At 34.7% G+C, this 26,403-nt stretch carries 27 protein-coding genes; 7 read left to right on the top strand and 20 right to left on the bottom strand.

The annotated features are described in order from the left end of the window. The first annotated feature begins 170 nt into the window (after window positions 1-170). Window positions 171-1,913 (top strand): ABC transporter ATP-binding protein, encoded by a 1,743-nt coding sequence (locus HUW50_RS21110; RefSeq protein WP_066340605.1) that lies wholly within the window; start codon window positions 171-173, stop codon window positions 1,911-1,913. 65 nt (window positions 1,914-1,978) lie between these two features. On the opposite strand, the gene HUW50_RS21105 is transcribed toward HUW50_RS21110, so the two are convergent. Continuing rightward, window positions 1,979-2,503: a DinB family protein gene (locus HUW50_RS21105; protein WP_066340601.1), complete on the bottom strand. Its 525-nt coding sequence runs from the start codon at window positions 2,501-2,503 to the stop codon at window positions 1,979-1,981. Window positions 2,504-2,576: 73 nt separating this feature from the next. Then, window positions 2,577-3,140, bottom strand: coding sequence for an MEDS domain-containing protein (locus tag HUW50_RS21100; RefSeq protein WP_083964831.1), 564 nt, complete (start codon window positions 3,138-3,140; stop codon window positions 2,577-2,579). Window positions 3,141-3,446: 306 nt separating this feature from the next. Here HUW50_RS21100 and HUW50_RS21095 point away from each other — a divergent pair, with 306 nt between their 5' ends. After that, the gene (locus HUW50_RS21095; protein WP_066340598.1) at window positions 3,447-3,791 is read left to right on the top strand and encodes a hypothetical protein; all 345 of its coding nucleotides are present in this window, start codon (window positions 3,447-3,449) and stop codon (window positions 3,789-3,791) included. Between the two features lie 226 nt (window positions 3,792-4,017). Here the strand turns inward: HUW50_RS21095 and parC are convergent, their stop codons facing one another. The 3 genes from parC to HUW50_RS21080 all read right to left on the bottom strand — a co-directional run bounded on the left by parC (window position 4,018) and on the right by HUW50_RS21080 (window position 9,183). Beyond that, on the bottom strand, window positions 4,018-6,465 hold the full coding sequence (gene parC / locus HUW50_RS21090; RefSeq protein WP_066340595.1) for a DNA topoisomerase IV subunit A: 2,448 nt from the start codon (window positions 6,463-6,465) through the stop codon (window positions 4,018-4,020). A 3-nt stretch (window positions 6,466-6,468) separates the two neighbouring features. After that, on the bottom strand, window positions 6,469-8,436 hold the full coding sequence (gene parE / locus HUW50_RS21085) for a DNA topoisomerase IV subunit B (RefSeq protein ID WP_066340592.1): 1,968 nt from the start codon (window positions 8,434-8,436) through the stop codon (window positions 6,469-6,471). 333 nt (window positions 8,437-8,769) lie between these two features. Next, window positions 8,770-9,183 (bottom strand): CoA-binding protein, encoded by a 414-nt coding sequence (locus HUW50_RS21080; protein ID WP_066340585.1) that lies wholly within the window; start codon window positions 9,181-9,183, stop codon window positions 8,770-8,772. Window positions 9,184-9,423: 240 nt separating this feature from the next. Between HUW50_RS21080 and plsY the strand changes: the two genes are divergently transcribed. Then, a complete protein-coding gene (gene plsY, locus HUW50_RS21075) occupies window positions 9,424-10,008 on the top strand; it encodes a glycerol-3-phosphate 1-O-acyltransferase PlsY (RefSeq protein WP_066340583.1) in 585 nt (194 codons plus the stop codon). Window positions 10,009-10,454: 446 nt separating this feature from the next. After that, the gene (locus HUW50_RS21070; RefSeq protein ID WP_066340573.1) at window positions 10,455-10,748 is read left to right on the top strand and encodes a HesB/YadR/YfhF family protein; all 294 of its coding nucleotides are present in this window, start codon (window positions 10,455-10,457) and stop codon (window positions 10,746-10,748) included. A gap of 190 nt (window positions 10,749-10,938) precedes the next feature. Here HUW50_RS21070 and HUW50_RS21065 read toward each other — a convergent pair whose 3' ends face one another. The 8 genes from HUW50_RS21065 to acnA form a co-directional block, all read right to left on the bottom strand. After that, complete coding sequence (locus HUW50_RS21065) at window positions 10,939-11,244, bottom strand: hypothetical protein (protein ID WP_066340571.1); 306 nt, start codon at window positions 11,242-11,244, stop codon at window positions 10,939-10,941. A gap of 1 nt (window position 11,245) precedes the next feature. After that, window positions 11,246-11,662: an acyl-CoA thioesterase gene (locus tag HUW50_RS21060; RefSeq protein ID WP_066340567.1), complete on the bottom strand. Its 417-nt coding sequence runs from the start codon at window positions 11,660-11,662 to the stop codon at window positions 11,246-11,248. Between the two features lie 165 nt (window positions 11,663-11,827). Beyond that, entirely contained in the window at window positions 11,828-12,073 is a 246-nt protein-coding gene (gene tlp / locus HUW50_RS21055) for a small acid-soluble spore protein Tlp (protein ID WP_066340564.1), read from the bottom strand. 104 nt (window positions 12,074-12,177) lie between these two features. Beyond that, a complete protein-coding gene (locus HUW50_RS21050) occupies window positions 12,178-12,321 on the bottom strand; it encodes an acid-soluble spore protein N (protein ID WP_066340559.1) in 144 nt (47 codons plus the stop codon). A 64-nt stretch (window positions 12,322-12,385) separates the two neighbouring features. Then, a complete protein-coding gene (locus HUW50_RS21045; RefSeq protein WP_066340554.1) occupies window positions 12,386-12,517 on the bottom strand; it encodes an FbpB family small basic protein in 132 nt (43 codons plus the stop codon). 148 nt (window positions 12,518-12,665) lie between these two features. Next, window positions 12,666-13,175 (bottom strand): TlpA family protein disulfide reductase, encoded by a 510-nt coding sequence (locus HUW50_RS21040; protein WP_066340551.1) that lies wholly within the window; start codon window positions 13,173-13,175, stop codon window positions 12,666-12,668. Window positions 13,176-13,192: 17 nt separating this feature from the next. Then, a complete protein-coding gene (locus HUW50_RS21035) occupies window positions 13,193-13,603 on the bottom strand; it encodes a hypothetical protein (RefSeq protein WP_066340548.1) in 411 nt (136 codons plus the stop codon). Window positions 13,604-13,737: 134 nt separating this feature from the next. Continuing rightward, a complete protein-coding gene (gene acnA, locus HUW50_RS21030) occupies window positions 13,738-16,464 on the bottom strand; it encodes an aconitate hydratase AcnA (protein ID WP_066340545.1) in 2,727 nt (908 codons plus the stop codon). Between the two features lie 299 nt (window positions 16,465-16,763). On the opposite strand from acnA, the gene sspO reads away from it, so the two are divergent. Further along, window positions 16,764-16,913, top strand: a complete 150-nt coding sequence (gene sspO / locus HUW50_RS21025; protein WP_066340543.1) for a small acid-soluble spore protein SspO — start codon at window positions 16,764-16,766, stop codon at window positions 16,911-16,913. Between the two features lie 68 nt (window positions 16,914-16,981). On the opposite strand, the gene HUW50_RS21020 is transcribed toward sspO, so the two are convergent. Next, on the bottom strand, window positions 16,982-17,245 hold the full coding sequence (locus tag HUW50_RS21020; RefSeq protein ID WP_066340538.1) for a hypothetical protein: 264 nt from the start codon (window positions 17,243-17,245) through the stop codon (window positions 16,982-16,984). Window positions 17,246-17,374: 129 nt separating this feature from the next. Here HUW50_RS21020 and HUW50_RS21015 point away from each other — a divergent pair, with 129 nt between their 5' ends. Both HUW50_RS21015 and HUW50_RS21010 read left to right on the top strand, forming a co-directional pair. After that, window positions 17,375-17,521 (top strand): small acid-soluble spore protein P, encoded by a 147-nt coding sequence (locus HUW50_RS21015; RefSeq protein WP_066340536.1) that lies wholly within the window; start codon window positions 17,375-17,377, stop codon window positions 17,519-17,521. A gap of 179 nt (window positions 17,522-17,700) precedes the next feature. Then, window positions 17,701-18,114, top strand: a complete 414-nt coding sequence (locus tag HUW50_RS21010) for an Hsp20/alpha crystallin family protein (RefSeq protein ID WP_066340534.1) — start codon at window positions 17,701-17,703, stop codon at window positions 18,112-18,114. A 316-nt stretch (window positions 18,115-18,430) separates the two neighbouring features. Here the strand turns inward: HUW50_RS21010 and HUW50_RS21005 are convergent, their stop codons facing one another. The 6 genes from HUW50_RS21005 to xylA all read right to left on the bottom strand — a co-directional run bounded on the left by HUW50_RS21005 (window position 18,431) and on the right by xylA (window position 26,299). Beyond that, entirely contained in the window at window positions 18,431-18,646 is a 216-nt protein-coding gene (locus HUW50_RS21005) for a DUF7336 domain-containing protein (RefSeq protein ID WP_066340532.1), read from the bottom strand. 73 nt (window positions 18,647-18,719) lie between these two features. Then, window positions 18,720-20,138, bottom strand: a complete 1,419-nt coding sequence (locus HUW50_RS21000; RefSeq protein WP_066340530.1) for a PAS domain S-box protein — start codon at window positions 20,136-20,138, stop codon at window positions 18,720-18,722. A gap of 295 nt (window positions 20,139-20,433) precedes the next feature. After that, window positions 20,434-21,129, bottom strand: a complete 696-nt coding sequence (locus HUW50_RS20995; protein ID WP_157094549.1) for a GntR family transcriptional regulator — start codon at window positions 21,127-21,129, stop codon at window positions 20,434-20,436. Between the two features lie 253 nt (window positions 21,130-21,382). Next, the gene (locus HUW50_RS20990; RefSeq protein WP_066340524.1) at window positions 21,383-22,543 is read right to left on the bottom strand and encodes a Gfo/Idh/MocA family protein; all 1,161 of its coding nucleotides are present in this window, start codon (window positions 22,541-22,543) and stop codon (window positions 21,383-21,385) included. A 223-nt stretch (window positions 22,544-22,766) separates the two neighbouring features. Then, window positions 22,767-24,863: an alpha-glucuronidase family glycosyl hydrolase gene (locus HUW50_RS20985; RefSeq protein WP_232329107.1), complete on the bottom strand. Its 2,097-nt coding sequence runs from the start codon at window positions 24,861-24,863 to the stop codon at window positions 22,767-22,769. Window positions 24,864-24,967: 104 nt separating this feature from the next. Beyond that, a complete protein-coding gene (gene xylA, locus HUW50_RS20980) occupies window positions 24,968-26,299 on the bottom strand; it encodes a xylose isomerase (protein WP_066340523.1) in 1,332 nt (443 codons plus the stop codon). Window positions 26,300-26,403 lie beyond the last annotated feature (104 nt).

The raw sequence follows: 26,403 nt of genomic DNA, 5'->3' as shown, positions 1-26,403 counted from the left end.
AGCATAAGAAATCGCTTACAATAATAACATCAACGAAAAGGAGGAATTTAACATGAAAAACATGACAAAACAAACCGTACAAACATATAAGGGTGGAACACTTTCTTAAATTGTTAACGGTGTACTCCCTTATATGTGTTTTATTTAAATAACACAAAAAGGGGTAAATCATGCATTTTCCATTTAAAAAATTTTTCTCATATTACAAACCTTATTTAACGTTGTTTCTTTCGATATTGGTGTGCGCCTTTATCGTTTCGGCTGTGACTTTGGTTTTTCCACTGCTCGTCCGGTATATTACAAAAGATGTTCTGGCAGGTGACATGTCCACCGCGTTAAGTAAAGTGTATTGGATTGGTGGGCTAATGCTTGTTTTAGTCGCAATCCAGAATATCGGGAATTTCTTTGTGGACTACAAAGGTCATGAAGTTGGTGCTCGTATGGAAAGTGATATGCGTAGCGAGCTGTTTGAGCACATGCAAAAGCTTTCCTTTAGCTTTTATGATAAGGAAAAGACTGGTCAGCTCATGTCTCGTATAACAAATGACCTGCTGCTACTTTCCGAGCTTTACCATCACGGTCCTGAAGACTATGTTAAATATCTCGTTCGCTTTATTGGAGCATTTGTTATTTTATTCTTTATTAATGCACCATTAACAATCGCCGTTTTCTGTTTTTTACCATTTTTAAGTGTCTTTGTCTTGTATTTTAATAAGCTTTTGAACAAAGCATTAAAAAGAAACAAAGAGCGAATCGGTGACATAAACGCACAGGTTGAGGATAGTCTATCTGGAATCCGTGTAGTAAAATCGTTTGCCAACGAGTTTGTCGAGATCGAGAAGTTTAATAGAGAAAATAATCGTTTTCTTGAAAGTCGAAAAAAAACGTACAAGGCTGAAGCGTACTTTTTCAATGGTGTTGAAACGTTTATCCAACTGATTACGATTACAGTGATCATCTTTGGTAGCGCTCTAATTGCAGGGAACACGTTAGATTTAGCAGATTTGATTACTTTTTTACTGTATATCAACTTTATGATTGAGCCAATTCAACGACTGACTCATATGAGCATGCAGTTCCAAGAAGGAATCACTGGCTTCCAGCGCTTTATGGAAATCATCAATCTAAAGCCCGCAATCGAGAACAAACCGAATGCCATTACCCTTAATGATGTACATGGTGAAATTGAATTCAATCAAGCTTCCTTCCGTTACGAAGAACATTTAGATAATGTCTTAGTAAACCTGTCACTTCGTATACAGCCAGGAGAATATGTAGCATTAGTTGGTCCGTCTGGTGCGGGAAAAACGACATTATGCTCGCTCATTCCTCGCTTTTATGATGTGACAGAGGGGGATGTGTTACTAGACGGGATCAATGTCTGTGATATCGACTTACAGTCCTTAAGAAAAACAATAGGAGTTGTCCAGCAAGATGTTTACCTCTTCACAGGAACGGTGAAAGAAAATATCCGCTACGGAAATCCAGCTGCAAATGATGAAGAAATTATCGCGGCAGCTAAGCACGCCAATGCCCATGACTTTATTATGAACTTGCCAAACGGCTACAACTCCGAGATTGGGCAACGAGGGGTTAAACTGTCTGGTGGTCAAAAACAACGATTAAGTATCGCTCGCGTATTCTTGAAGAATCCATCAGTTCTCATATTTGATGAGGCAACCAGCGCACTTGATAATGAGAGTGAAAGCATCGTCAAGGAATCACTAGAATCGTTAGCAAAAGGACGGACAACGATCGTCATTGCCCATCGCCTTTCCACTATTCGCAATGCTGAGCGGATTATCGTTTTAACGGAGGGCGGTATTGTGGAACAAGGTACACACAGCGCATTACTTGCACACGATGGAGCGTATGCACATCTGTATTCTAAGCAGTTTGAATTACAAGTGTAAACTCTTTAAATACCAATTGGCCCCCCTCTCTTTTACCAAAGGGGGACCGATTAACTTTAATAAGATTACCTTTTCAATATACCTAAATATTCCTTCCAAGGCCCTACGTCCTCCCTGTATCTCTCTGCCATGACCCTTACGATTTGAGCAATGTGGGTTAAATCATGAAGTACCCACGTGGAAAGCAACTCTCTTACCTTAACTAAACCAAATGCAGGATGTGTACCTGCTAGTTCAAGTTGTGATTCAACTTCAATAAGACCCTTTAGTTTAGTTATATTTAGTAATCTAATCGTTTTAAATTCAAGCAACTTTTGTTCAATCGAACTTTCAGACCGTTGATTTAAGTGAGAATGACGATCAAATGGTGGAAACGGTTTACTTTCACCTTCCTGAAGAATTATTTCTAGTCTTGGTATCCAATTAATTTTCTCTGCTTCAATAAGGTGTTCAATCACTTCAAAGACATTCCAGGTTCCTTTTCCTTCATTGCATTGCAACCAACTATCAGCTAAACCAGATAAAAAACACTCAAGTGTATGTGGTGTACGTTCAAGAACTTCAATAGCTTCTTTCATATTAAAATTCATAAAACTACTCCTTTATGTTATTAATCCCTTAAGACACCATAATTCAATTTATATTAGATAATATAATGATATTTTATTGGTCAATTATTAATACGAACGATTCACTGTCTGTTAATGTATATTCATGAGAACTAATTAATGAAGCTTTAAGTGATTCAGTTAGTCTGTCTTCATCATAAGCACAGACCGAAATGATCTTCATCGATTGTACTGCTTTATTAGCTGCTTGTTCAAATTCTTCTATTTTACATGTTATTTCTTGTAAATCTCCCCATTCTACATGAGCCCACGTCCTGATGGAAGCGTTTTTTTCTATGTAAATCTCTAACATATTTGAAAAGTAAGCTACAATAGTAGGTGGATGAAAATCTCCATTTGAACAATAAAAATCAAAGTTATTTACATGCTTTATTTTGTCCAGTTGTACCTTAGTTAATAAAGGTTCTATTTTTTTATATAGTAATGGAAATATCCTTTCGTTTTCGATAACAAAAACATAATCCCCTTGCTCAATTCCAGAAAGAATGTAGGAAATTGCATTTTCTAGATAGCGTTCTAAATCGTTAAAACTGTAAAATATATGATAGCATGTTGATTGCTGTAAATCCCTCAATAGTTGCTTAACTTTTTTATCCAAAGCTTACTCCTTACCAGCTAATAGCTTTTTCTATAGTCCAGAATAAATTTTACATGTTTTATTTAGATTGTAGCATAACCTATTCAATCTAACTTGCATTATAAGTCGAATAAGAATAAAGAGCTACCGAAGCAACCCATTTATTGAATAAAAGATAGGACTTCTTTCTTAACTGAACCTCAGAAAAAAGGAAACCCTTACACTTTTAATACGACAAAAAAAGATTATCTTAGACAATTAAAATACTATTCAAATTTGGAAAAAAGGATTATGATAGATCTATTACACGGCAAAGGGGTGACATCATTGAAACTTCGGTTGCTGGTTAAATCGATTTTGATGCTTCTGTTAGTGTTTGTAGGGTTTCATATTGTTTCAATGTCTCACTTAAATCACCCTACTAATCAAGCAAAAGTGTTAGCCGTTGAAACGGAATCATCTTTCACAACAATTAATCTCCAAGAGGATGATCAAAAGCATTTTAATCACCTAGACAGCATTCAAGTAAAGGATCCTTTAATCTTACAAGTAGTGATCATAACACTATTTATCTTTTCATCAATAAGATTTAATCAGAAAATAAGATATTTCCTTTACTCAGTTTATTATCAATCATCCTACTTTTCTAGAAATCATTTATTTACTGCCTAATAATAATTATAAATAGGAGGTTTTATAAATGATGTTTTGGTTAAGAATGATTCCAGTTGTAGCTTTTTCAATTACTGCACTTAGTCTATTCACGTATCAGGGGATAGAAATCATACACGCATTCTCAGATTATTTTCAAAAAAAGTAAAGATTCATTTATTAGTATTGAAAATTGATCATGTGGAATAAAAAATAGGGCTGATCCTTTGACGGATCAGCCCTATTTTTATGATTGATTATCTTTTTGTTCATCAGTAAGTGTTAACCACACTTTTATGACGGAGCCAGCATCTTGTTCATCAATAACGAAGGAACCGTTACTATATCGGTCATTCGGTCTTAATGTTGCAAGATTGATACTTTCGATTACTCCTTTTTCTGTTTCGAGATAAAATTCGCCCTTGTCTTGTGCTATTTCTGCTCCAACAACTCTATGTGGATTATTTTTTAATTCTCTAAGCATAACTAAACCACGTTTAGCACGTGATGATTTTTCAAAATCAGAAACATTCATCTTCTTTACTGCACCTCTTTGGGTGGCAATAACTAAAAATGCTTTTTTATTACGTTCGATTACTTTTCCGCTAACCACAAAATCATCTGGTTTTAGGTTAATTCCTTTTACACCAGCAGCTCTAGGACCAACAACACTTACTTCTTCTTCTTCAAACCACAAACCATACCCTAACTGTGTCACTAAGAATAAATCATTTTGTCCTGAAGTTAAATGGACATCAATTAATGTATCATCACCTTTTAAATTTAAAGCAACAAGTGGTTTTGAATACCTCTGAGCTTTGTATTGACTTAACTCAGTCTTTTTCACCATACCTGATCTCGTAATAAAAGTTAAGAAATGATTTTCAGCAAAATCTTTGACAGGTATTGCCTTTAGAATCACTTCATCTCTGTCAATCGGTATGATGTTTGCGATATGCTGACCAAGGTCTTTCCATCGTATATCAGGTAATTCATGTACTGGGCAATATAAGTAATTCCCTTTATTAGTAAATAACAAGACGACTTCTGTTGTATTTATTTCGATTTGAGAAAGCAATCTGTCACTATCCTTCATCCCGAAGTCCTGTCCGTTAGATGCAGCATATGACCTGAGACTCGTACGTTTCACATATCCGTCCTTTGTGACTGTTACAATAACATCCTCAGATGCGATCATAACTTCAAGATTGATTTTTATTTCTTCAATCTCAGCTTCAATGACGGAACGACGATCATCTGCATAGGTCTTTTTCACCTTTTTAAGATCATTTTTTATCACTTTCAGTAAGACATTTTCATCATTAAGAATACTTGTAAGTTCTTCGATTTTCTTTGCAAGTTCTTCTGCTTCATTTGTTAATGCGGTAATATCTGTATTTGTTAAACGATAAAGCTGTAAGGATACGATTGCTTCAGCTTGTGGCTCAGTAAATACAAATTTTTGAATTAAGTTATCCTTTGCATCACGCTTGTCTTTTGAAGCACGGATGGTTGCGATCACTTCATCTAAAATAGATAATGCCTTTATTAATCCTTCAACAATATGCTCCCGCTCACGTGCTTTACGAAGTTCATATTTTGAACGATTTGATACAACTTCCTTTTGATGACCAATGTACGCATCAAGAATGGAAGGCAAGCTCATTAACATTGGTCTACGGTTATGAATTGCTACCATATTAAAATTGTAAGTAATTTGCAGGTCGCTATTTTTGTATAAATAATTTAATACACCTTCAGCATTTGCTTCCTTTTTCAGTTCAATAACGATTCGTAAACCAGTTCGATCAGTGTCATCACGTACTTCAGCGATTCCCTCAACCTTACGTTCAATGCGGAATTCATCCATACGTTTCACAAGATTTGCTTTGTTTACTTCAAAAGGAATTTCCGTAATGACAATTTGTTGTTTTCCACCACGAATTTCTTCTATACTTGCTTTCCCACGTATAATTATTTTACCTTTACCAGTTTCATACGCCTTTTTTATTCCCTCAAGACCTTGAATAATTCCGCCTGTAGGGAAATCTGGGCCTTTTATTACCGTCATTAATTCATCAACAGTACAGTTCGGTTTGTCCATACGCTTAATAACCGCATCGATGACCTCACCTAAATGATGTGGAGGGATATCTGTTGCATAACCTGCAGAAATTCCTGTTGAACCGTTCACTAATAGATTAGGGAACATTGCCGGTAAAACCAATGGTTCCTTACTAGTGTCATCAAAGTTTGGTACAAATTCCACCGTTTCTTTTTCAATATCACGAAGGAGTTCCGTGGCAATAGCGGATAATCTTGCTTCCGTATAACGCATTGCAGCTGGAGGATCCCCGTCAATACTACCGTTATTTCCATGCATCTGAATAAGAAGATTGCGTACCTTCCAATCCTGACTCATACGAACCATTGCTTCGTATACAGATGAATCACCGTGAGGGTGGTAGTTACCAATAACATTTCCTACTGTTTTTGCGGACTTTCGATAATTTTTATCATTTGTATTACCATCTACGTGCATGGCATATAAGATTCGTCGTTGTACAGGCTTTAAGCCGTCACGTGCATCTGGAAGTGCACGATCTTGAATAATGTACTTACTATAACGTCCAAAACGGTCACCTAGTACATCCTCAAGAGGTAAATCACGAAATATTTCTACTGAATCTGCCAAGACCTATACCTCCTCTGCGACCGATAAGTGTTCGTTTTCTAATATATTTGTTTCTTCATCAAGACCAAATGCTACGTTATTTTCAATCCACTTACGACGTGGTTCAACCTTATCACCCATTAATGTTGTTACACGACGCTCAGCACGAGCAGCATCATCTATTTTAACGCGAATTAGCGTTCTAGTTTCTGGATTCATTGTTGTTTCCCATAGCTGATCAGCGTTCATCTCACCTAAACCTTTATATCGCTGAATCATATAACCTTTTCCAACCTTGGAAATAGCACCTTGTAATTCATCATCAGACCAAGCGTATTCCACAACTTCTTTTTTCCCCGAACCTTTACTTACTTTATACAAAGGAGGTAAAGCAATAAATACTTTGCCATTTTCAATGAGTGGTTTCATATAGCGGTAAAAAAAGGTTAGTAGTAGTACTTGGATATGAGCACCATCAGTATCAGCATCGGTCATAATAATAACCTTATCATAATTTATATCTTCAATTAAAAACTCTGCTCCGACACCTGCTCCGATTGCATGAATGATCGTGTTGATCTCTTCGTTTTTAAAAATGTCAGCAAGCTTCGCCTTTTCAGTGTTAATAACTTTACCTCGTAGTGGTAGTACAGCTTGAAATCGACGGTCTCTCCCTTGTTTAGCTGAACCACCTGCTGAGTCACCCTCAACTAGGTATAATTCATTTTTTAAAGGGTTACGCGATTGTGCAGGTGTTAGTTTTCCGCTTAACGTTGTCTCAGAACGTTTGCGTTTTTTCCCACTTCTCGCCTCTTCACGAGCTTTACGTGCCGCTTCTCTAGCTTGGAATGCTTTTATCGACTTTTTAACGAGTAGTGTTCCAGAATCAGGATTTTCCTCTAAGAAATAAGATAGGTTTTCCGAAAGAACTGCATCGACAGCAGATCTTGCTTCACTTGTACCCAGCTTACCCTTCGTTTGACCTTCAAACTGTAGAAGTTCTTCAGGTATTCGCACAGATATAATTGCTGAAAGTCCTTCTCGAATATCAGAGCCTTCTAGGTTTTTATCCTTTTCCTTCAACAAACCGGTTTTTCTGGCATATTCATTAAAAGCTCTTGTCATAGCTGTTTTTGAACCTGCTTCATGTGTTCCACCATCTTTCGTTCGAACATTGTTTACGAAAGATAAGATGTTTTCTGAATAGCCGTCATTAAATTGAAAAGCAAAATCTACTTCTATTCCATTTTGTTCACCTTCAAAAGAAACGACAGGATGAAGCGAGTCTTTTTCTTCGTTTAAATAGGTGACAAATGCTTCAATACCAGTCTCATAATGATAGACCTCATTTTGATCATTACGTTCATCAATAAGTTCAATTTTAAATCCTTTTAACAGGAATGCTGATTCACGTAAGCGTTCACTTAGCGTTTCGAAATTGTATGTTGTTGTACTAAAAATAACTGGATCTGGTTTAAAATGAATTTTAGTACCAGTTTTCGTTGTCTTCCCTTTCTTTTCAAGGGTCGTTACAGGTTTTCCACCATTTTCAAACCGTTGCTCATAAATTGAACCATCTCGTTGAATCGTAACCACTAACCATTCAGAAAGAGCATTTACAACAGATGCACCAACACCATGGAGACCACCACTTGTTTTATAGCCACCTTGACCAAATTTACCTCCAGCATGAAGGATAGTCAAAATAACTTCAGGTGTCGGTAACCCTAGCTTATGCATCCCTGTTGGCATCCCACGTCCTTTATCTTGAACAGAAATACTATTATCTTTATGTATTTTTACAATTATATGGTCACCATGACCCGCTAAGGCCTCGTCAACTGAATTATCGACGATCTCATATACAAGATGATGTAAGCCTCTACTATCAGTACTTCCAATATACATACCTGGACGTTTTCTAACGGCTTCTAGTCCTTCAAGTACTTGTATAGCATCATCATTATATTCAAATTGTTGCTTTTTAACCAAAAGACTAAACCCCTTTCAATTGACACACAATCAAATCATCTCTCTAATTAAGAACGCATGTTTTAGTATTTTATACAATATTTCGTTTATCGACAACCCACACTTTTAAAGAAATGCTTATTTTTCTTTAATAATTTGTTATTTAGTATAGTGCAAATTACGTAATATCCATGCTTTATTGTATATGGTAAATTGCTTTTAGCAAACCTAATTCGTGTAAAAGATAAAAAAATCCTTGTTTTTCACAAGGATTTTTCCAATAGTTGATCACAATATTTTTACTCCATTCTTATCACGGGTAGTAATAAACACCAGCATAAGTGAAGTCTCAATTTACTTTGTCATTGCATGTTCAACCTTAATACATCGGTTCATCACAACAGTTTTATTATTCCTTTTTAACAGATCATATGCTTCTTCGTTCTCAAGGCCTAATTGTGCCCAATAAACATCTGCATCAATTTCTAAAAATTCCTTGGCGACATCAAGTAAATGCTCAGAGCGTCGGAATACATTGACGATGTCTACGTGTCCTTTAATATCTTTTAAGGATGCTACAGCTTTCTGACCTAGCACTTCATTCACAGTTGGATTGACTGGTATAATTTCATAACCGGCATCCTGCATTGCTTTACTCACCATGTAAGATGTACGTGATGAATTATCGGATAAACCGACAACTGCAATCGTTTTACTATTTTTTAAAATCTCGCCAATTTCTTGTCTTGTCGGATATTCAATCGCCATTAACATCCAGCTCCTTTTCTCAAGTGTAGCAACTATGACCGATATAAACAATTTTTAAGTCCTGTTAAAGTTTATTCTTGGTGTGTTGATTTTATCCTGATATCAGTTCGCCAAAACGTAGAGAGCAACGCTGAATTTTTTATTGCAATTTACTGAGTTTAATGTTTTTTTAATTCTATATTAGAGTTTTTCTATCTTCTCATGGTAGAATATAAGAAGATTATACAAAGGAGTACTTATATGATTGAAGCAATTATCTTTATTTTAGCGTATTTATTAGGATCTATTCCTTCAGGATTAATTGTTGGGAAACTAGGCTATGGAATTGATATTCGTGAGCATGGAAGTGGAAACTTAGGTGGTACGAATACATTCCGTACACTTGGAGTAAAAGCTGGACTTATTGTTACGAGTGCAGATATACTAAAAGGTACACTAGCTTCTGCATTACCAACACTATTTTTAAACAGTGAATTAAATCCGCTTTTAGTAGGCGTATTTGCTGTTATTGGCCATACATATCCGATTTTCGCTAAATTTAAAGGTGGAAAAGCCGTTGCAACTTCAGCAGGGTTACTGCTCTATAGTGCACCAGTTATGTTTATAACCATTTTAGCGTTCTTTTTCATCGTTCTTTACATTACAAAATATGTGTCTTTATCCTCAATGCTTGCTGGTGTTTATGGAATCATTTACAGCTTGTTTACAAAAGAAATCCCTTTAATTATAGTGATTTCACTATTAACAATTTTTGTCATCTATCGACATCGAGCAAATATTAAAAGAATCATAAATAAAACAGAGCCAAAAGTAAAATGGCTTTAGTAAATAAGTCTCTTTTCTAAGAGATTGTTGTTTTTAAACAAAAACTATTTCAGGTTGATGGAAGCGGATTACGAGACTCCTATGGGAGCAGTGGAGTTAGGCGAGACCCCACTTCATAGGTATTTAAGCCGGGGTGACTCAACCGCTCGCCCAGCGGGATACAGGACTCCTCTTACTGCAATAACCAAACCGCATTACTTGGAAATAACAACTAAGTTTGGGAGTCATCCTAAAATAAAAACCACTTTTACTGTGGTTTTTATTTTTTTACAAATATTTAACATATGCAACCGAATACAAAAATGGTTCTATCTGAAATTCTATATTATAATAAAGAGAAGAACTACTAATTTGTTTTATTTTTCTGTTATAGGGAAAAAAACGTATGATTAGATAATTTATTTGAGTTTAAGTTTAATTAGTCGTTTATAGAAGGAGTGTTAATTATGGAAATAATCGTTGATGAAAAGGCTGCAGGCTGGTATATAGATGAATTACAACTTCAAAAAGGTGATATGGTACAATTTTTTGTACGCTATGGAGGATGTAGCAACGTACAAAAAGGCTTTTCATTAGGTGTAGTAAAGCAAGAGCCTGAAGATATTGGTTCTAGTGCAGAAAGCAAAGGTATCACTTTTTTTGTTGAGAATCGCGACTTATGGTATTTTGATAATCATAACCTTCGTGTAGAACTTGATGAAGAAGTAGATGAGCCGACATTTAACTACATTGAACAATAAAACAGTAATACAACTAATGCTTATGGCGCCTTGCTCAGACCTATACATCTGAGCTTTTGCTTTGCCTTATGACAATAAATACTATTTCACACAAAAAAAAGAGGGTTACTCAAAAGGGTAACTCCTCTAATCAATAGTGATGAATGATTTGTAAGGTTTTGTTAGTAATGCTTCTATTCTTTGTAATCTGTCAAATATGTAATTTAAATCGTTTTATATGAGCATCTAACCCATAATGTTTTAAGACTTTTACTTGTGTCTTTCCTAATAAATCAAAATGTGGGTATTGCTCATTATGATGTATCCATTCTTTTTTCAAACCGAATTGCTCTCCCCAGTCAGCTAATTTTTCTAAGTCCTTACAACCTGCTTTTGTTACACAATGCGAATCTGGAAATCGGTTATCTAGCCAGAAATGTGTTAAAAATGAAATTTCTCCACGGGTTACTTCTTCCTTCCACTGTTCTAATTCCTTTCGTGAAATTCCAAAGGCCATTTTATTTCTTCGCCTTCTCGTATGCTTCATGCCATTCAGGGAAGAGCTTACGAAATTTCACAGGTCTGAACGTATCCTTTTGAACACACACATGACTTGACTTAGCTTGTACTGCTAAATCTCCTGAAGGAGTGAAAATTTCATACCCATAAACACTTTTCATCCCATTATATTGTTCTATCCAAGTATGGATAATCGCAGTATCACCATACCGAAGTGGCTTTTTGTAGGATATTTCAAGATCGATTACCGGTGATATGATCCCTTCCTCTTCCATTCCAGCATAGGAAAACCCAAGGTCTTGAATCAATTTTGTTCTACCTAATTCCATCCAAATTAAATAATTCGCATGATAAACTACACCCATTTGATCTGTTTCAGCATAACGTATTTCAATTTCTTTCTTTGATACAAGCATGTTATTCTCTCCTTGTTGCACAATTGTAGCTCTTAGTAATTCTTCTAACCATCATATCATACACAATTTTGATATTGAATGAAAAAGACTTATTAGGTCTGTTAAAAAATCTTGCAAAGTTTTTTGTTATTTTTACTATAAAAAAAACCAGGCAAAATGCCTGATTTATTGATCGTGACGATATCCGTTTTCACGTGCTTGAGCTTCATCTTTAATTTCTTCACGCAAAGCATTAATACTTTCCTCACGACGAAGGTTTTTCGCTTCTATTCTTTCACGTTCTTCAGCAGAAGCAAATTGAAGTGTGTCTTGTGCTTCCTCAATGTTTTCAATTGTGTTTTGAACCATGCTTTGTAACTTTTCTACATTGTCTGTACGATCGTCCGGGTTTGGTCGATTTTGTTTTGTCATCGTTATCATATCCTTTCATGGTTAGCTTACAAAATAACAACTTTAGTCTGCTATATAAAAGGAGTTTTTAAACACGAATTTTTATGTTAAATGTAGAGTAGAGATTACTCTCCTTTAGTTTGCATAACCTGAGCATGCTTGCCGGATGTATCTTGCATTTTTTTACCTTTATTATTTCCAAATCCTTTTGATTTTGTTCCGATGTGACTTGGAGCATAATGGGATTGCTTCATATCTGAATTTGTCATAGTTATCGCCTCCTCAAAGAATAGGTTGTCCCTATATAAGACAATAAATGACTAGAAAAGCTTGTTAATCTAATTTCTTTAGCATTCTTTGCTCCCAGCGCTCCTCAATTCTCTCAAGGGCTTCTTGGTCCTTTAAAAGTTGCTCTTTATTTTCTAAGACTAATTCTTCAAATGATCTCTTTCTACTCTTTCTCATCATGATCACCTCTCTTTATGTTTATAAAAGGATGTCCAATTATTAAACCATTTAGTACAATTTTTAGAAAATAAACGAAAGTGGCACGATATAGATAATTGTGATAAGAGTGTAAATGTAAAAAAAGACCGAGATAAATATCTCGATCTTAGTTAGATTTAAGAAAATCCTCCATTTGTTCATATGTCATCGCACCTACAAATTTTGTACCAATGATTCCATTTTCATCAATAATATAGGATGTTGGGTAAGACATTACTTCATATTGGTTATTTATTTTCCCTTTTTCATCTAATAATACTGGGAACGATAATTCCAGTTCTTCAACAAAATTCTTTACAGTTTCCACGTTTTTTTCTGAACTAGTCAGGTTTACAGCTGCAATAACAACTTCGTCATTATAATCTTCTTGTATTTTCTGCATATCTGGCATTTCAGAGCGACAAGGAGGGCACCATGTTGCCCAAAAATTAAGAATAACCTTCTTACCTTGTAGACTTGATAAACTCACTTTTTCCCCATCTAGGGTCGTTAATTCAAAGTCTGGTGCTGCATTCCCCTCTGAAACACCCACTTTAGCATCATTCGGATTTATAGCATTATAAACCGCATAACCAATTAAAAAAACTAAAATTGAAATAGCTAATATTTTCTTCATTTGATTAAATAAACCTCCTAAACAAAAGACAAAACAATGATTTTTATCAGTTGATAAACAACTAAATAACTAAAAATCATGATCATAATTGAGTAGATAAAGACTTTAACTGAGATTTTCTCTTTTTTCCCAACCCAATATAAATAAATGATACTAAGAACAAGACCTAAATAAAAACCATCTTGGCCTCCTGAAAGATATAACCAACTAAACGTTAATAAAAGATCAGGTCGAAACAACACAATACTAAATTTGTAAGTCATAACAATTAGTAAAGCAGCTGTCCAAAAGTGCTTGAGAATAAATTGTTTTACAAAAGATGCTTTTATCAAACTTTCAATTAGATAATATGTAACTAAAAATGAAAATAGGACAACTATAAGATAGTACTGTAATGTAAAAGGTCCTATTTGAAAAGCATCATACATATACGGACCTCCCATAATGCCATTTTTCTCTACATCTATTTAATCATGGAAACTTAGAAAGAACAACGTATTTAGCCTTCGTTTCTTTTTTTAGACACAAAAAAGGAACGGGAAACCCGTTCCTTAAATAAAGCTTAGCCTTTTAACTTGTCACGTAATACCATTTGAAGGATTCCACCATGGCGGTAGTAATCAATTTCAACTTCACTGTCAAAACGAACTAATACTTCAAATTCTTTTTTGTTACCAGCTTCATCAGTTGCGGTAACTTTAACGAAATCACGTGGTCTTACAGTTTCATCAATTGTTACTTCAATCGCTTCTTTACCAGTAAGTCCTAGTACTTCTGCATTTTCTCCATCTTTAAATTGAAGAGGAAGCACACCCATTAACACTAGGTTACTACGGTGAATACGCTCAAAGCTTTCAGCAATAACTGTTTTAATTCCAAGAAGGTTTGTACCTTTCGCTGCCCAGTCACGAGAACTTCCCATTCCGTAATCCTTACCAGCCAATACAACAAGTCCTGTACCATCTTGCTTGTAATCCATACATGCATCATAAATTGATTTCACTTCACCTGTTGGCCAGTAAGTTGTGTAACCACCTTCTGTACCAGGGGCAATTTGGTTTTTGATACGAATATTTGCAAACGTACCTCTCATCATAACTTCATGGTTACCACGACGAGAACCATAAGAGTTAAATTCTCTAGGTGTTACCCCATTATCTTGAAGGTAACGGCCAGCAGGTGTATCTTTACCAATTGAACCAGCAGGTGAAATGTGGTCAGTTGTTACAGAGTCACCGAATTTTGCAACAATTCGTAAATCCTTTAGAGTTTCCACTTTACCAGGCTCAGCTTCTAAGCCTTCAAAGAATGGCGGGTTTTGAATGTATGTTGATGAATCATCCCATACATATAACGCTTCATCAGTTGTTTCAATTTCGTTCCAACGAGCGTTATCATCAAATACTTGCTCATATTCTTTTCTGAATAACTCAGGTGTAACAGTTTTATTAACAACTTCGTTAATTTCATCTGTTTCTGGCCAGATATCTTTAAAGAATACGTCATTTCCATTTTTGTCTTTACCTAAAGAATCACTTTGTAAGTCTATATCAACTGTACCAGCTAGAGCATATGCCACAACAAGTGGTGGTGATGCAAGGTAGTTTCCTTTTACTAGTGGATGAATACGTCCTTCAAAGTTACGGTTACCTGATAAAACAGATGTTACTAATAAATCGTTTGCTGCAACAGCTTCTTCGATCTCATCAGCAAGTGGACCAGAGTTACCGATACATGTTGTACAACCATAACCAACAAGATTAAATCCTAGTTTTTCTAAATGTGGCAGAAGACCTGAATTTTCTAAGTATCCTGTAACAACTTTAGAACCAGGAGCTAATGATGTTTTTACGTATTTAGGCACTTCCATTCCTAATTCAGTTGCTTTTTTCGCAACTAAACCAGCAGCTACTAAAACGTATGGGTTTGATGTATTCGTACAGCTAGTAATCGCAGCAATCGCAATCGCACCAGTTTTCATGTTTGTTTCTTCACCGTTATTAAATTTCACAGTGATTTCTTTGTTAATTTCAGTTGCTTCTAAACCAAAACCTTGGTTTCCAGCTGGAGCAACTAAATGTTTATGGAATGTATCTTTCATCATTGATAAAGGAATTAAATCTTGTGGACGTTTTGGTCCAGAAAGATTTGCTTCAATTTCAGAAAGGTCAATTTCTACTACTTTCGTGAAATCTGGATCTTCATTTTCTGGCGTGAAGAATAAGCCGTTAGCTTTGCAATAATCTCCAACGATTTTAATTTGCTCTTCAGTACGACCTGTAAGACGCATGTAATTTAAAGCTTCTTCATCCACAGGGAAGAATCCACAAGTTGCTCCGTATTCAGGAGCCATGTTTGCAATAGTAGCTCTATCTGCAAGTGGAAGTTGCGCTACACCAGGACCAAAGAACTCAACAAATTTACCAACAACACCTTGTTGACGTAAAACTTGAGTAACTTTTAATGCTAAGTCAGTTGCAGTTGTACCATTTGGAAGTTCTCCTGTTAATTTCACACCGATAACTTCAGGAACTGGGAAATATGAAGGTTGCCCTAGCATACCTGCTTCAGCTTCGATACCACCAACACCCCAACCAAGAACACCAATACCATTGATCATCGTTGTATGTGAGTCAGTACCAACTAAAGAATCTGGGAATGCTTCAAATTCTCCATTTTCATTTTCTACTGCATGAACTACATTTGCTAAATACTCTAAGTTAACTTGGTGAACAATACCAGTTGCAGGTGGTACAGCACGGTAGTTATCAAATGATTTTTTAGCCCAGCTTAGGAATTTATAACGTTCTGCATTACGTTCAAATTCAAGCTCCATATTGAACTGTAATGAATCCATTGTTCCAGCTTTGTCAACCTGTACAGAGTGGTCAATTACTAAGTCAACTGGAATTTCAGGATTAATTTTATCAGGGTCTCCACCTAAATCTGCCATTGCTTTTCGTAAAGAAGCTAAATCAACAACAGCTGGTACACCTGTAAAGTCTTGTAAAATTACACGAGATGGTTTGAACGGAACGTCGATATCTTTTTGCTCAGAAGTTCCCCATTTCGCTAAGTTTTCAACATGTTCTTTTGTGATAACTCTGCCGTCTACTTGACGTAAAACAGATTCTAAAAGAACTTTAACTGAATATGGCAAGCGTGAAACGTTACCAATTCCTGCATCTTCTAATGCTTGTAAAGAATAGTAGTTGTACGTCTTTCCATTGACCGTAAAGCTTTTACGCGCTTGGAAAGCATCTTTGCTTGTTGTTACTTGATTAGTCATTAACAATTTCCCCCTAATTAAGATCAAGATCGACTCTTGTCGAAGGATGGTACCCCATTTTTAAACTTTCTCACAATTCAATCTTAATACAACTAGTAACATAAGTAAATAACAATGATGTTATTGATATGTATAAGTTTTTCTTATGAAAGCGTACTAGTTTTACTTTTTTACTATATCAAATTTTGAACGAAATAACATAAAAACTTTAAAATTTTTTATTATTTTTTACTTAATTTGGTTTAATGGTTCATTGTTATTTGAGACAAGATATCTGTTATAGGGGGTGAAGTGATCTTATGGCTAAACGTAAAGCAAATCACGTGAGAATGGGTATGAATGATGCAAGTGCTCAAGGTGTTGGTGCAGGCTACAATGAAGAGCTTCAAAATGAACCATTAACAGCTAAGCAAAGACAGAATAATAAAAAACGCAAAAAAAATCAATAAGATATAATGTTTATTTCTTTACGACAAAAAACGACGGATCCTCCGTCGTTTTTAAATTGTTGTTGTGCTTATATGTCTGTTTGATTCACATCATTAACGATTTTTTGAAGATCCTGTTGATATTGTTCAAGACGTTGTCTTTGTGTTTCAGATGCATTTTCAAGTGCATTATTAATTTGTTGATAAGCTTCATTTACTTCTTCTGTTAAATGTTTAAGCTGTGCCCCGTAGTCAGCACTATCTTTTACGATACTCTCATACGAATCAAAAGCTTCAGTCGCCCCTTGCTGTGCTGCTTGAAAAGCTTGTTGCTCGTCCTTATTATATGGCATAAATCAACACACTCCTTCAATTCATGTATAAAACCATCTGTTAGTATGCCTTTTATTTCTAAAAATATTCATTGTAATATAAGAATGTTTTTAAGAATTTAACTCATTCTAATGATAGGAGGGATGACAATGACTAATAAAAACACAGGTAAAGATATGCGAAAAAACGCACCTAAAGGGAATAATCCAGGACAACCAGAACCTTTAGATGGTTCTAAGAAAGTTAAAAATGCGAACCATACTCGTCAAAAGCATAACCAAGGGCACGATATGTAAGGAATGGGCTAGCCCCATTTCTTTTTTTATGGTTTATTAATTATACAATTTTCCATTTAATTACCTTTCCATAGGACAAAAACTTTCACAAAAAAAATAATCTTGAATACCTTATTGGTTAAAGGGGTTAAAAACATTCATAAGTGAAGGAAGTTTCAGTTCTATGGAGGTCAATTTTCATGAATATTAGAAAGTGTTCAAATCCAATGAATATTAATGGGATTGAAGAATGGATGACACAGTTTTTTACAGACCCGTTTACTAGCTTACTGGATGAGCACACATTTCGAGTCGACTTATTTGAAACAAGCGAGGAGTTTATAATTGAAGCTGAGCTTGGAGAAACAAAGAAAAAAGAAGATATTCAAATTACTACATGTATAGAAAAAATAAAGATTTCCATTCAATCTAATGTATGTAATCAAAATGAGGAAGAGAAAAACAATGAGGAAATCGCAAGGACAATTACACTACCTTATTCAATAGAAGATAAAGAGATTTTTGCATCATTCAGCCATGGAATTTTAGAAATAAAAATAGCTAAAAATTGTAGTTGTGCTCAAAAAAGAACTACAATTCATATAGTTGGCTGACAAAAAAAGTAACCGCTTGCTTCTCCAGTCAGCCATTAACCCTTCTTAAGCTAGTATCTCAACTACACAATTCCTCGTGAATCACTTCTCCAAATAAAAAATGACAGCGATTTATGCTGTCATTTTATTCTTCCACTATATATTTCGAATGTTGCTGCTGCACACTTATTGAAATACGTTTTAATTCTTGATTTCCGCATTGTACACAAGAATTATTTTCATCATTAAGAATCATACATTTTGAGCAATAGTATTTTTCCATTAAGCGAAACCCCTTTTTCAATCAATATATGATCAAAAAGGTTGATTGTTTCATTTATTCTACAAGATGTTCAAAACTGTTATGATAAATTTTATCCAATTGATCTATTTTGTATATGAAGAATTCGTGGTCTGAATATTCATCTAATCGATTTTTTTCCTTGTATTCATTGACAGCTTTTTTAGCTTGCTCAATCGAGGTAAAGATGCCCAGTATATTTGAGCTTTCTCCACACTCTGCACACCCAAGATCTAAAACAACATAATACAATCTTAACACCTCTTTTAGACAATACTATATCACGTTTAAAAAGGCTTATACTAACAGAATGAATCACTAGCATTTATAAAGGTAAAGATATAGAGACTCTCGTTCCCTCACCTACTGTTGACTCAATTTTAAGCTTCCCCTTATGATTTTCAATAATTTTAAAGCTTGTCATCAAGCCAAGTCCAGTCCCTTTTTCTTTTGTTGAATAAAATGGTTCACCAATATTAGTTAACCGTTCTTCAGGAATACCACAACCGTTATCAATGATGTGAATGAAAAGAGTAGATTCACTAGCTGATAATTCAACAGTTACACTCCCTTTTTCATCAAGCGCATCTAAAGCATTCTGAATTATATTAATAAATACTTGCTTTAATGAGTTTGCATCACCGTTTATAACAGGAATTTCTGTAATTACTGTATAGTTGATTTCTTTGTTGATTAATAATGCCTGAGTTTGACTTAACTGAATCACTTGCCTCAGTAATTCATCCACTTTTATTAGCTCAAATTTATCTTGATGTGGACGAGACATTGTTAAAAACTCTGAGATAATCGCTTCGACTCGATCTAATTCATCAAGCACAATCTTTATAAAATCCTCGTTACATTCTTTTGTATTAGAGAAAAGCTGCATAAATCCCTTTACAGATGTTAACGGATTTCGTATCTCATGAGCAACTGCTGCAGCAAGTTGACCAACAACAGCTAGCTTATCAGATTTTCGTAATAAATTATCCGTTTCTAGCCTTTTACCAATATCACGTGAAACCGATATTATTCCTTCTGATTCACCTGTTTGTTCATTTAAGACAGAACGCATATTTGATTCGATCCATATGTACATTCCATCTTTTTTACGTGCACGATAAGTAGTAAGTACTGGATCTGTATTTGTTAATACCTCGGAATGCTTCTTTTTAACTTCAGATATATCTTCTGGATGGATGATAGTATATGGGGTTTTATCAATTAACTCCTCAGGATCATAACCAAGTATTTGCTTAATCGATGGCGATATATAAACAAAGTTTCCATTCATCGAATGAAGATTAATGACATCTGATGAATTTTCAGCAAGCAGTCTATATTTTTGTTCTTTTTTAGACAGAAACTTTTCAAGATTTTTTTGTTCCGTTATATCTAATACTTGAGCCAAAAAACATTGTTGTTTTTGTGTTGGATCATTTATAAATGAAACATTTAACGAGCCCCAAACAACTTCCCCTGATTTATGAAAATACCTTTTTTCCATTTGATAGTATTGTCGTTGTCCTGTAACCATTTCATGAAAAAGATCCAAATCTAACTCATAATCATCAGGATGAGAAATATCTTTTATTGATAGCTCTTGCCACTCTTCTTTTGTATATCCGAGAAACTCATAAAACGCTTTATTAATAATGATATGATGAAAACCATCCTCAAAAATAATTTGTGGAATTCTCGATTGCATAAACACTTGTTCATAAATTGATGAATCAATAATCATATTGCCCCCGACCTTCGTTTTACAAATTATGTAACAAATAGTAGTAACCTTACTATAACAATTTTCTGTTGAAATAACCATTTTTTAAGGGGGAAAATATTTAATAAATTGGATAATTTAAGCAACTATTCAAACAGTATATAGTTCATAAAGACTAATAATTTCCACTAAAAATTATGACTATAGGCTTAGTTATTTTTTGGTAGCGTAAAAAAGACTCCCATAAACAGGAAGTCCTTCAACTAGACAATTCCAATCATAAATTGATATTTTTTTCCTTAACACATCTCTAATATTACTTAAAATAAGTTGGATAACGGTCTTTTAAAAGTTCCTTTTCAAAAACGACTAAACGCAAATGTTCGGACATAACTTCTTCAGCTTTATCTGGTTCATTCTTATTAATTAATTCAAATATTTGTTTGTGCTGGGAAATGATAATACTCCAATCTAAATAGGAAGATAAGCGTAGCAAACGAAGTCGTTTAAAATGACTACTCATTAGTTGAAGCATATTCCATGTTCGATTTTTTCCACATGCAGAAAACAAAATTTTATGAAAGTCATCATCTAATTCAAATAACTTTTCATGATTGTCCTTTTTTTCACACGTTTCTTGCATGGCAATATTGGTTTGTAATTGAAATAAATCATCATCAGTTAATTTTTCACATGCTAATTTCACAATCACTTTTTCGATGTTTTCTCTTACAAACCGCGATTCTTCAACATGTTCTAGATCTATTCGTGAAACAAAAGTACCTCTTTGTGGGTAAATTTCTAATAGCTCTTCTTGAGATAATTGTAAGAAGGATTCTCTTACAGGCGTTCTACTAACCTTTAATTGCTCTGCCACTTCTTTTTCAGATATTTTCGTTCCTGGTTCTAATGTTAATGTAATTATTTGTTCTTTTAATGTATGATAGATATAATTTCTTGTTGAACCATTATTTCGGTTATCATTAGCAATAAACACCAATTCACCCCCCATTCGATTTAAATCTAATAATACTAAATGTATCATACTAGTATGGTAATTTAACAATTATTATAGATTAAGTATTCGAACGATTCAATATAAAAAGGCAACTCAATGAGTTGCCATGTGAATGAGTAAATCTTAACAATATTTGTATCGTAGATTCGTATTTTGACATCTAGTACCAACACCTACAAACCGAACTTAACGATCCAATCCTTCAGAAAGATTAATAAAATCTTCTGGAATTGCAAAAACTTATTTACTATTCGTACTTTCCACCTGTTGTAATTGTTGCATCTGAAAACCCTTCTACACTCGTTTTCTTCTCATTAAAATGCTTTACATTAGAAAGTATTCCATCTCTCGTATAAAACGGGTCATCACTATCAAGTGGAAGCTGTACCTTGATTCCTAAATTAGCAGATTTGTAGATTGCTGAAATTAGCTCTATTGTATTTCTACCTTGGATGCCGTCAATTAACAATGTCTTATCTTCAGCAATTGCTGATAAGAAATGATCGATCTGTCCTGTATGTCCTTCATATTTCAATTCAGGATATTGTTCCCAGCATTCCGTTATTTTAGATTCTACATCTGCATCACTTTCGGGGTATGGAAATCCATTTTCACGCGCTTTTTGGGCCTTAACCTTCCATGGTACAGAAACTCTTGCCTTTTCACCCTGGAATATTAATTGCTGTTCTTCCCCATGATGTACAACTGAGCTTGTCACTTGTGCTAGAGCATTATTTTCATATTTTAAAATCGCAACGGATAGATCTTCTACCTCGGCATTGTCATGCAATGTATTTGATGCAACAGCCACAATCTCTTTTGGCATTCCCATCGTCCATTGGAGCATATCAATATGGTGAACAGCATGATTAAGTGTACATCCACCCCCCTCTTTTTCCCATGTCCCACGCCACCATAAATCATAATAGCTATAACCACGCCACCAATAGGAATCGACTTGAACATGTGAAATTTTCCCTATTAAGTTTTGTTCTAGTACATGTTTTAATTTCATGATTGGATTAATAAATCGATTTTGAGCAACAACTGATAACAACTTATTACTTTCTTGTGCAGCCTGTATCATTTCATCACATTCTTTTAATGATGAAGCCATTGGCTTTTCAACTAAAACATGTTTACCCGCACGAAGAAAATCGATTGAAAGCTGTGCATGGGTAAAGGGTGGTGTACAAATTGAAACTGCATCGATTGTAGGATCATCAAGTAGTTCTTTATAGTCGCTCACAACTTTTGCTTCCAATTGATACTTGTTCACATATGATTCTGCTTTTTCTGGATAAATATCTGCAAATGCTACAATTTTACATCTATCACGGAATTGACAATAAGCTTTTATATGCGCAATTGAAATTGAACCAGTACCTATTATTGCAATATTAATCATGCCATCTTCCCTCTCAATCTAAATTTATTCAACCTATAGTAATCATACTAGTATGGTAGTGTGGATATGATTATTTCACCTTAATTTGAAGAATCCTCACCAATCAAATTAACTTTTATTATAACAACTTTAAAAAGAAACACCCCTTTGAAAGTGATACTTTTCAAGTCAATCACTACTCATTAGATGGTGTTTATAATTGTATTCTTTTTATACTTAGCGCTTAATAAATCGTTCTTTTCTTTTCATCAGGTATTCCAGAATGACGATAAAAATATGTATTAATTCGATCTCTCCATTCGATTGCATTTTCAAGCTGCATCGTAAAACGATCTAACACATTTTCATATCTGTAAGTGTCGATTTTATCCTTTAATTGTTCCCAGCGTGCCTTCATATTTTCTACCTGCTCTACACCTAAAAAGTGTGTATTGTAAATATGCTGAATCACCGTTTCACCCGACTTTAATCTATGTGTATACGGCACATGGTGGAAAAACAGTAACAATTCATCAGGGCATGTTTCAAGAGATTCGTAAATTTCTGCATTTTCAGGGTAATATTGACCACTATAACCCGTACCATTTTTAACAGTTCTGTTTACACCTGTTCCAAGGCAGTCAGAAAAATGATATGTGCCCCATTTAGAATATTCATAGCCTTCAATATTAGGCCCATAGTGATGTCCTGGATTAATCATCCAGCCTACACCAAGTGGTGATGTATAATTTTCATAGATTTGCCAGGAATTTAAAAGCATTTGATTAACTTCTTCAACAACATGCTCATCATGTCCGAAGGTTAAACGCACCCATTCATCTGAAATTTCTTCAGCGGAGAGCTCAGTATCCCAAATCAGACGACCATACCCATAAAAGTTAGCTTGAGCTAGTGTATTGCCTGTCCAGTTTAAATCATTCCCTATATTGGATACTGCTGTTATTCCACTATATTGAAATGGATACTTTGAACCATTTACGATAGATTTCACTGTGGAACCTTTTCCCTCTGAATACGTATCAAAATCTAATACTTCCTTCCATTGTGGAACTAAGAAGCATAAATCCTTTTGCTGACCTGTATATTCTTGCGCAACTTGAAATTCCAATACTTGATTTGTTTGCTTCAAACTACCAAATAATGGGGATACAGGCTCACGAACCTGAAAGTCCATTGGACCATTTTTTATTTGAAGGATGACATTATCAAGAAATTCTCCATCTAATTGTTTAAAATGATCATACGCCGCTTTTGCACGATCAGTCTTTCGATCCCGCCAGTCTTGTAGACAATCGTAAACAAAACATCTCCAAAAAACTATGCCACCGAATGGTTCCAATGCACGACCAAGAAGATTTGCACCATCTGCATGGTTTCTACCATATGTAAAAGGACCTGGACGATGTTCAGAATCAGCCTTCACAATAAACCCACCAAAGTCAGGGATATATTCGTAAATTTCCGCAACTTTTTCACTCCACCATGCTTGAACTTCAGAATCAAGTGGATCTGCAGTATTTAAATCTCCTATTTCAATAGGGCTAGCATAATTAACACTTAAATAGGTATTAATACCATAGGATCTAAAAATATCTGCAATTTCTGCAACATGAGGCAATAGCTCTTTCGTAATTAGTTTTGATTCAACTTGATGAACATTGACATTATTAATTGATAAACTGTTAATACCAACAGATGAAAGATATCTAGCATAGTCTTTTATTCGATCTACATCATGAGTAAACTCGTTTTGATCGTAAAAGATTGAATTTCCTGAATAACCACGTTCAATATCTCCTAACATATTGTCCCAATGGTTAATCATTCGAATTTGATTTTTGGGATTTTCAAAAATAGTCAGGTTATTAATGTCTTTGCTCATTTGAATCAATCTTAGTAAATGAAATGCAGCGTATAATATACCTTTATCCGTTTTACCAAGTAGTAAAACCGCTTTATCTCCCTGGTAATCAAAGGATTGAATCATATAGCCGTCATCATTTAGTATATTGCAATCTTCATAATCGACTCCATATTCCTTAATCGTCCGTTGATCATAAGTTGCCAAAACAATCGAAGCTTTCTTTTGTGGTTCATAAGAGATCGTTGGTGTTTCACCCAGCATTGAAAACAAACCTTTTTCGAGTTCCTCTTTAGCTGAATCAATGATTGCTGATTGATCTAAAATAACTAAATTGCTACAAACTTTTTTATATTCTTGAACGCGAGAATGATCTTTAATGTCGCTGTATTGTAACCAGCAATTATAAGCACTTTTCCATACTGATTCTTCTAACTTAACATTTGTCAAAGCTGCCACAAGCACTTACCCCTTTCTTGACTGTTTTTCGTTAAACAATGTTACTAATAAAAATATGCTGGAAATGATGATTTCCAGCATATAAGAGTTTTAGACAATTGTCATTAAACAGTTACATTTGCTAATGTTTCTAATAAGTATTGGTTAACTAGTCCTTTTAGACGTTCTTGTCTACCAGATTCGTTTTTAATTTCATTTAATTGCAGTGCATATGCTTCTAATTGATGGAAGTTTGTTTTACCTTCAACAATATCAAGACCAATGCCCTCTGAATAGCTGCTATAACGTTGGTCTACAAAATCGTCTAAAACTTTGTCTTCGATCAACTTATTCGCAACCTTTAAGCCAATTGCAAAACTGTCCATACCTGCAATGTGTGCGTGGAAAAGATCCTCAGCATCAAATGAACCTCTTCTTACTTTCGCATCAAAGTTAAGTCCACCTTTGCCTAAACCACCATTTTTCAAAATTTCATACATTGCAAGAGTTGTAGAATACAAGTCTGTTGGGAATTCATCCGTATCCCAGCCAAGTAACGTATCTCCTTGGTTCGCATCAACTGAACCTAACATATTGTTAATACGCGCAGTGCGTAATTCATGCTCAAACGTATGACCTGCAAGTGTTGCATGGTTTGCTTCGATATTAAACTTAAAGTAATCTGTTAAATCATATTTTTGTAGGAATGCTAGTCCTGTTGCCACATCGAAATCATATTGATGCTTCGTTGGCTCTTTTGGTTTTGGTTCGATTAAGAATGGTGCATCAAAGCCAATTTCCTTCGCATAATCAACTGCCATATGGAAGAAGCGTGCTAAATTATCTTGCTCAAGTTTCATATTTGTATTTAAAAGCGTTTCATATCCTTCACGGCCGCCCCAGAATACATAGTTTTCTGCACCTAGCTCTTTACCAACCTCTAAACCTTTTTTAACTTTTGCAGCGGAATAAGCAAATACATCAGCATTATTTGACGTAGCTGCACCGTGTACATATCTAGGATGTGTGAACATATTTGCTGTATTCCATAAAAGCTTAGTTTTGCTAGTACTCATATATTCTTTAATCATCGCAACGATAGTATCTAAGTTTTGATATGTTTCTTTTAATGTTGCTCCTTCTGGTGCGATGTCAACATCATGGAAACAGAAGAATGGAACATTTAATTTTTCAAATAATTCAAATGCAGCCTCTACACGAGCTTTCGCTAAGTCCAAGCCTTGTAAATGATTCCAAGGACGGATAGCTGTTCCTACTCCGAATGGATCTGACCCATCTGCAGTAAATGTATGCCAATATGCTACAGAAAAGCGTAGAATTTCTTCCATTGTTTTTCCATTAACTACTTCCTCAGGATTGTAGTACTTAAATGATAGTGGATTTTTAGAACCTGCACCCTCATATTGGATTTTATTAACATTTTCGAAATAAGCCATTTTTTATTCCTCCTGATCTAAAATAAGTATGAAACACACTACTGTTATCGCTTACATTTCCTATTAAAAAGAAAACTTGTAAAGCTAATGATAACCAAGTAGTT

This window comes from Metabacillus sp. KUDC1714 (assembly GCF_014217835.1).
GTDB classification, from domain to species: Bacteria; Bacillota; Bacilli; order Bacillales; family Bacillaceae; genus Metabacillus; species Metabacillus rhizosphaerae.
Note: the sequence above shows the minus strand (reverse complement) of the source record. Positions and strands in the feature narration are given on the sequence as shown.